Source organism: Mesorhizobium sp. Arg314 (assembly GCF_053714275.1).
This window is the reverse complement of sequence record NZ_JBSKBP010000091.1, coordinates 1-7,142: the sequence shown is the minus strand read 5'-3', so window position 1 is coordinate 7,142 and position 7,142 is coordinate 1. Positions and strand designations below refer to the sequence as shown.

General features: G+C 55.9%; 6 protein-coding genes and 2 pseudogenes. 2 read left to right on the top strand and 6 right to left on the bottom strand.

The features are described from left to right. From ACWGS9_RS33330 to ACWGS9_RS33305, 6 genes and pseudogenes are all read right to left on the bottom strand, one after another. A pseudogene (locus tag ACWGS9_RS33330) lies at positions 1–1,195 on the bottom strand (virA/G regulated protein); the annotation flags it as partial. 118 nt (positions 1,196–1,313) lie between these two features. Then, a complete protein-coding gene (locus ACWGS9_RS33325) occupies positions 1,314–2,864 on the bottom strand; it encodes a VirE2 family protein (RefSeq protein ID WP_454509219.1) in 1,551 nt (516 codons plus the stop codon). 595 nt (positions 2,865–3,459) lie between these two features. Beyond that, positions 3,460–4,464: a tyrosine-type recombinase/integrase gene (locus ACWGS9_RS33320; RefSeq protein WP_454509218.1), complete on the bottom strand. Its 1,005-nt coding sequence runs from the start codon at positions 4,462–4,464 to the stop codon at positions 3,460–3,462. Positions 4,465–4,475: 11 nt separating this feature from the next. Further along, a complete protein-coding gene (locus ACWGS9_RS33315; RefSeq protein WP_454509217.1) occupies positions 4,476–5,384 on the bottom strand; it encodes a tyrosine-type recombinase/integrase in 909 nt (302 codons plus the stop codon). Further along, the gene (locus ACWGS9_RS33310; RefSeq protein WP_454509222.1) at positions 5,381–5,533 is read right to left on the bottom strand and encodes a site-specific integrase; all 153 of its coding nucleotides are present in this window, start codon (positions 5,531–5,533) and stop codon (positions 5,381–5,383) included. The genes ACWGS9_RS33315 and ACWGS9_RS33310 overlap by 4 nt, the downstream gene beginning before the upstream one ends. A 1-nt stretch (position 5,534) precedes the next feature. Further along, on the bottom strand, positions 5,535–6,263 hold the full coding sequence (locus ACWGS9_RS33305) for a tyrosine-type recombinase/integrase (protein ID WP_454509221.1): 729 nt from the start codon (positions 6,261–6,263) through the stop codon (positions 5,535–5,537). A 388-nt stretch (positions 6,264–6,651) separates the two neighbouring features. Between ACWGS9_RS33305 and ACWGS9_RS33300 the strand changes: the two genes are divergently transcribed. Further along, the gene (locus tag ACWGS9_RS33300) at positions 6,652–6,855 is read left to right on the top strand and encodes a hypothetical protein (RefSeq protein WP_454509216.1); all 204 of its coding nucleotides are present in this window, start codon (positions 6,652–6,654) and stop codon (positions 6,853–6,855) included. 142 nt (positions 6,856–6,997) lie between these two features. Further along, positions 6,998–7,142: pseudogene (locus ACWGS9_RS33295) on the top strand (integrase); the annotation flags it as partial.

Here is a 7,142-nt window from a genome sequence, read left to right as displayed (position 1 = left end):
GCCGTGGCGACGTGCCGTTTGCCCGCACGGACCCTCCCTGTCCTGCGATTGCCTCCATAACCCTATCGAGATTATTCCGGGCGTTGGGTTCGCTTTGGCGCCCGGCCGGTGCGGACGAGCAATGGACTAACGGCTTGGGTTCCCACGCTGCGCTGTGTGTTGCAGCCTCCTCGGCACGCAGCTTCTGGGCCTCGAGCTCTCTGTCGCTCATCATTTTTATTTTTGTACTGAACTTCACGCCAAGTACGTTTTTAGTAACCTTCTTGACTTCTCCGCCAAGATACTGGCTCTCGCTCCCGTATAGTTTCCACACCGTGCTTGTCGCCTTCGTTATTCGGCCCTTATCATCATACTCGGCCGAGCTCTTACTCCACAATGTCCGGCGACAAAGGATATCCTTACTAAGAAGATCTCCATTTTGATCCAAACGGGATTGATACGAATTACTGAATAAGCCGCCAAGGTAACTAACGTAAGTCTTGGACGTCTTTCTATCGGCCGACGTTCTTGTATGTCTAAAGGACAACGGCCCTTTGCGGCTTATTAGCTCTAAATTGCCATCTTGGTTGCGCTCGAAGACTTTTTCGCTGGCGAATTGCCTCCTGGTCAGGATGCGGCGCCCGTTTAGGTCCGCGCTGCTTAGCTCCTCGGAAATGGGGCGGAAAAGTCTGCGGTCTTGCCAGCGATTGTTAAAATAGCTTGTCCGGATGAGAGTTCCCTTCTCATCTCGCACCCAATTTTCCTTGTATCTTCCGTCCTTGCGCACGACGCTTTTAGAGCGGAGTTGACCATCCTTGTCGTACTCTTCGGTTTTCTTCGTCCGCCAGCTGTCCTTCTCGAATCGGCGAAGTATCGAAGCCCCGGTGTCCGCGCTGCGTTCTATAACTTTCCGGGTTTTTAGAATTATTCCTCTCTCACGCGTAAGCTGGCCTTTGTTGTCAATGCGCAGCTTCCTGTTTCCAAGAAGCTTGTAGCCGACCTCACCTCGCGTGTCTTCATCGACCTTATCGAGGATATCCAAATCGCTGGTGTACTTTTCCTGCTTATTGGCTCGGCTGTACCCTTCGATCCTTTCGCTAGCCCTTCTCTCCGTGAGGCGCGCGCGCAGATCGAGATTTGTCTTGCGCTTCTCCGCCGCTCGTCCCCGATACGAAGGATCGCTCATCTTAACAGCTTTTTTTTCGATCTTTGCCACGTCATCATTCCTTCCATGACGATTTACCGGGAGAGAGGCAGCGGAACGCATAAGATGGGAAAAGCGCGCACTGCGCCACGCCGGATTGCTCGGCTATGTGGCCGTTAGGAGGTCGATCTCAACGCTCATATGAATCGCGTCGCTGCCTCCGCTCGGACCTCTCATCGTATCTAGGAGGAGGTTGAGACATACTTGTACTCTCGCGCCTCTCGCGCGAGAGTACAAGTATGTCGGTGACTTCATCCGGTATGCTTAGGTCTTTTCCATCATTGCGCTCACTGGTGGCCTGCCGATGTGTCTCGGCAAGGGAGGTAAAGGTCCCGGTCCTATCCCCATTTTTCGTATCTCCTTCGTAAAATATTCTTTCCGGAGGATACTCATCTAACACCGCCTTGTTCTCCGGCATGACCGACGCTTCTTCTACTAGATTGCCGTCTTCTTCAATGAGAACCCTCGAATGTAAAGCGTACTTATTCAGCCGATCGTGCCACTTGGGCTTGAATTTGCCCCATTCCGGATTGATACCATGGTCTTCGCACACGGCCTTGAAATAATCGGGATGCATCTCATAGGCCCAGTTTGGGGATACGAAAGTGTTCCCGGTGGGCATTCGTATGAGCATTCTCTCATCGAGCGTTGGTCCTCTCTTGATGGCCTTCGACACAATGTCATCTGGATAGGTGTTAAGAACTTCTTTGACCGGGAAGTAGGTGTCGTGGATCTTTACATATGCGGTGTCAGTATTCTTGTTATGGGCGCGATTCTCTCCCGCGTAGTCAGCAAAACGGTTTAGGGCGGCACCCTTGCCTTGCGTTCTGTCGATATAATCAGGGGTTTGATAGACATGGTGGAGCGACTTCAGCCACAACTTGCCACGCTCTTTCTCCAACGCCTCTAGCGAAACTCCCTCAAATCCGTCTTCGGGGAGACGGGAGAAGCCCCTGATTGTCCCGTCATGCATATGCACCATACAGTCCGGTGCTAATTCACCGTTCACGTGCGAGTCTCTGTAAGCAACGGCACGTCTTCTCGGTCCGGCAGGAGTATTGTAGAATTGGTCCTGACCTTTCAGCGCGTAGTTCGGCTTTTCAGTTTTCTTCCCCCTTTCGTCAGTTACAATTTTCGTACCACTCGGGTAGAGATCTCTCGTGCGCTCTGCGGTAATACCCAACCTTACCGCAATTCGCCTGAACTCTCGATCTTTATACTCGAGCGTTGTTTCGTCGCTGAGCGGGTCTTTGATGGCGTTCCACAAACCGCTCTTCGTGTGATAATTACCGTTATATTTGATATAAACAAGCTCTCGGTCCACATCTTCCGGCGTTTTTGGACCGTGCTGTCGCTGAAAGTCAGCACCTCTAAGAAAGGTCCATCTAGTCCCATGTGGATTGCGGTCTTCATCAACTGGATCGCGGATAGCGACCAAGAGGCTATCGTCATTAGGTAGCTTAGCAGGAGGCTTATTCCGATGCCGCTCCATCCTGTCTGCGAGCTTTTGTTCCCGCATGATAGTTTCTATAGAGGAAGTATTATTGTCTGAGCCATCCTCGTCCATAGATACGTAATGTTGACCGCTAGGCCTGGAGCCCGTCCCAATGTCGCCCTCGTTGGAAGATTCGCCGCTGCTCCGTTCCCTGCTCGTTCGATTAATGTCATCTTTACCGCTCACCACGATCTCTCCGCAATTTAATATGACCTTGGTTGGTTGGGGTATTCTGGACTGTTCTACGTTGCATCCCGTGCCTTTATTGCTTTGCGCAACGCTAGTGCCCGGCGCTCGGATGCTTCCATAAAGAGCTCCGGGGCATCCATCGGTGAGAACTCGTCGGCTTCAGGACCTGCTTTGGCCCTTACTTCCACCCCTGTCGGCGTGCCGTTATGATCTAATTTCGATAAAGGCACGACTTTCCGAATGTTCCGTATTGTCATTTAGGTTTCCTTTCCAACTTGTCGCCTTGAGGCCCTCGATTCTCAATCCTTAGCCTGCGCATCGAAACACTGAACAGACTTTGCAAAAGAGAGAATCGAACTCGGCAAGCTCGTGCCTAAGGCGCACCGTGCTCAATCGGGATGTTGCGTTCAGCGATGGTTCGTATGTCGCTTGGATCCTCAGAAATCGCGTCGATGTGCTTAGGAAGCACCTAATGGCGGGCTGTGGGTTCGGCCGCCAACGTGTATTAAAATAGACGGTACCTGTAAGAAAATATGCTATGTTTATTCATCGCGGTGTCAACATTGATTCTCCATGCCCGTCAGAAATTGTGCTACATTTGAAACATGTTCGGCTTCGGCGTAATTAATTGGTCACGTCCCGACTGGTGGTTAGCTGGCGCGAACCCTGAGCGGGTCGAGCTCGAGGCCTTCTCGGCTGTTCGAGGGGCTGAGGAAGGCGGGGTGTTGTCTGCACCGGAACGCGTTATGTGAAGGCGTTCCTGAGGGCAGATATCGACGCCCGCCTGAAGCAACTCCATAGCCGCCGAGTGCCTCAGCACATGGGGTGTCACCCGTTTTTTGCGCAATGACGGGCATTGCTCCCGAGCGATCTTTACGTACTTGGCGAGCAGGAACTGGATGGCGTCGGAACTGAGGTGTCCACCGTGTACGTTTGGAAACAAGGCGGATGGGTCTCGACGAGGGGGCTCTTTCAACCACGTCTCAGGGACACGGCGGGCGTACGTCGTGAACGGTGTGCGCCGCTCCTTGCGGCCTTTGCCAAGGCAGAAGACATGTGCCCCGGTACCCAGTTTGATGGATTCCCGCTCGAGGCTGGTCAGCTCCGAAATGCGCAAAGCCTGTCTGCACCGCGAGGAGCAGTAACGTGTAATCGCGACGACCAAGCCAGGTTGCTTTGTCGGGCACGGCCAGGATCGCATCAATCTCTGGGCGCGACAGGAATGGACTTCGCGCTTACCGTGGAGCTTTCCGGGGATGGCAAGAATGCGCTGGACCTGCGCGCTATGGGCCGGCTCTTCGAATGCGACGTACCGGAAAAAAGTGCGGATCGCCGACAGCCTCAAATTGCGCGTCGTGATACTGACCGAGCGATTGTCTTCCAGGTCCTCGAGGAACGCAACAATAAATGGTGCATCGAGATCTGTAAGCCGCAGGTTGGACGGCGCCACGTGCAGCCTGGCGTGCGCGAACCTGAATAACAGGCGAAAGGTGTCGCGGTAGGATGCAAGCGTGTGCGGACTGACGTTGCGCCGATGGACAAGGCGGTGTGTAAAGAACCGTTCGATCAGCGGCGCGAGTTGGAGATCCTGCGTCATGACAGTGTCTCTCATCGCGCTTCGAGTCTTCGGGCAGCTTCCCCCATGAGTTCGGGGCAGGCCGACAGGTACCAATATGTGTCGCGAACACGGCCGTGCCCCAGGTAGGTGGAAAGGACCGGAAGAAGTTGGTCTACGTCCTTGTCGGCCCGATACCAGCGCAGCAGCGTAGCAACGGCAAAACCGTGCCTCAGGTCGTGCAGGCGGGGTCCTGTGCGAGCGCCGCGCGGTCGCAGGCCGATCTTTAGTGACACAACACGGAAATCGGTGACGATATTGCGATATTGCACGTGGCCGCCGCGTTCGCCGGTGAAAAATGGCCGGCCGGCGGACCTCAAGGGTTGGCTATCACGCCGTGCTGCATAATCCTTGAGCACGGTCAGCGTCGACGAATGAATGGGGACGATGCGAGACTTGCCGAACTTGCTGTCGCGAATGACCAGTATCCCTTGGTCGAGATCGACATCACCTCTATGAAGCCGCAGGGCCTCGCCAATCCTCATGCCGGTCACGGCGAGGAGGCCGACGATGCAATAATAGGTCCATCGACGCAGGTTGCCTGCGGGTGGAAGGGCCAGCATCGCAGCAAGAAGCTGTTGAACTTCAGCCTCGGAATAGAGGTAGGGTGCGGGCCGCCGTTGCTCCGGAAACACGCTCGTCGGAGGGACCTGTGTCCGCGGGTCGGTAATCGCCACGTACCGGGCGAACCCGCGAACTGCGGACAGGCGCCCGGGCCAGGACGCTGGACCAGCATCTTTGCTCACCCATTCGATGGCGAGCTTGCTGGTTATGATCGCGTTGCCATCCTGATCCATGTGCGCGACGAAGCGGCGTAGTATCTGTTCCTGAGACGAAAGCTTGAAGCCAAGGGTGCGGCGCATGCCCATGTAGCGCTCGAGGGCGATGTACAGCGGGCTCATTGCAGGGCTCCCGGCCATGGCGTTGCCAGGCGCCGCAGGCTTGCCAGGTCAACCTTGGCATAGATGCGTGTCGTATCGTGGTTTTGGTGACGTAAGACCTGGCCGATCTCGGTCAGCGTGGCCCCCGAACCAAGGAGTCCAGTGGCCAGGCTATGTCGAAACAGGTGATCCGCGATGCGCGACGCCAGTTATATTGGCTGCATTGATCGCGGAGCGTGCGATATGGATCACCGCGTATGATGAGGTAAAGCCGATGTGCGGAGCGTGCGAGCGAAGGAAAACCCGGCGACTCCCGGATATCGGACGACCGTCGCGCAGGTAAGTCGCGATGGCCTCGCCGACTTCGGGTAGGAGCGGCATGGTCGCCCGTTTGCGTCCCTTGCCCTGCACGTGGAGTTGCCGGGCTCGCCAGTCAATATCGTCTAGCGTGAGAAGCGCCACTTCGTTAGCGCGCAGACCGAGCCGGGCGAGAAGCGGTAGTACGGCATAGTCCCGCCGCTCCTTGGCCGTGGCTCGTCCGCAACCTTGTAGCACCTGCTGAACCTGGGCTTTCGAAAAAGCGGGCAGCCCGACCTGTCCCCGCGCCTTGACCAAAGGAACGTATGCAGAGAGGTCTTTGGCACCCAGGCCTTCGGCGCTGAGACACCGCAGAAACGAACGGAGCCGCGAACAGAAGGCCACGTCCGTAGCAGGTCTGCCGTCGCCTGCATGCCCTTCGATATATCGAATGAAATCGAGGGCCGTTATCCGCGCGATGTCGTCGATGCAGTTGAGCGCCAGCGAGCGCAGAAACGGGCGCAAGTAGCTGGAATAGGCTACTGTCGTGGCTGGACTGACACCAAGCTCGCGCTGCAGGTATCCTTGGTAATCTGCAAGCAGTTGTTCAACGGGTTGAGCGAAGGGGGCAAAGGCGGCCCGACGACTCCGGCTTTACGTAGTGTCGCCAACAGCCTTCTCATCGCGGAATGGTCAACGCTGGTTTGTACTTGGCATTGCGCGCGGCTCCGAAAGAACCGGGCAACCAACCGCTCGTCGATATCCCTGGAGCACAAACCATGGCCGGTGAGCCACTGACTGAAACGATCGATCAGGCGGAACGCTTGGGCCGCATCCTCCTCCGAGTAGCCCTTGTCGAAGCTTGTCAGTGTAAAGGTCCAAAACATCTGCGAATGCGCCAGACTTCAATCTGCGAAGAAGCCGGCTGCGATTTAGAAACACTTCCAAAGGTCATCTCTCCCTCCTCTGCATCGATTGCGAGGGGAGTAGGATGAACAATTATGCCGAACCAAGTACCGGAGAATTGTTTGAACACAGCCACTATCCGGGCTGGCTCGGCATTTTTATACGCTCGGCATTACATGCCGCGTGCGGCATGTGGATTGGATTTGGCCAAGAACGTTTTTCAAATTCATGGCGCCGACGCCGAGGCGCGCCGATTTCGATCGCAAACTGCGTCGAGCCGAGCTGCTAATTAGGCTTTTTCGAAAAGCTTCCGCCGTGCGGCGCGATCTTGGCGTCGTCCGTCGCGCCGGGCATGCATGCAAAAGGAGCTCAAACTGCGCGAGCATGGGGTGGCTGCTAGCAGGCCATTCCATCGGACAAAGGATCTCGTCATGACCCAACTTCGCCAGCGCATGAGCGAGGACATGCAGGTGCGCAACTTCGCGCTCCACACTCAGCGCAGGTGTCGCTGTTCGCACGGCACTTCGGCAAATCGCCGGACCTGCTCCGGCGCGAGGACATTCGGACTTATCAGGT

Excerpts from the sequence above, each read along its gene's own strand:
- ACWGS9_RS33315 (WP_454509217.1), bottom strand. The coding sequence starts at position 5,384 with ATGAGCCCGCTGTACATCGCCCTCGAGCGCTACATGGGCATGCGCCGC.
- ACWGS9_RS33300 (WP_454509216.1), top strand. The coding sequence starts at position 6,652 with ATGAACAATTATGCCGAACCAAGTACCGGAGAATTGTTTGAACACAGC.
- ACWGS9_RS33320 (WP_454509218.1), bottom strand. The coding sequence starts at position 4,464 with ATGACGCAGGATCTCCAACTCGCGCCGCTGATCGAACGGTTCTTTACA.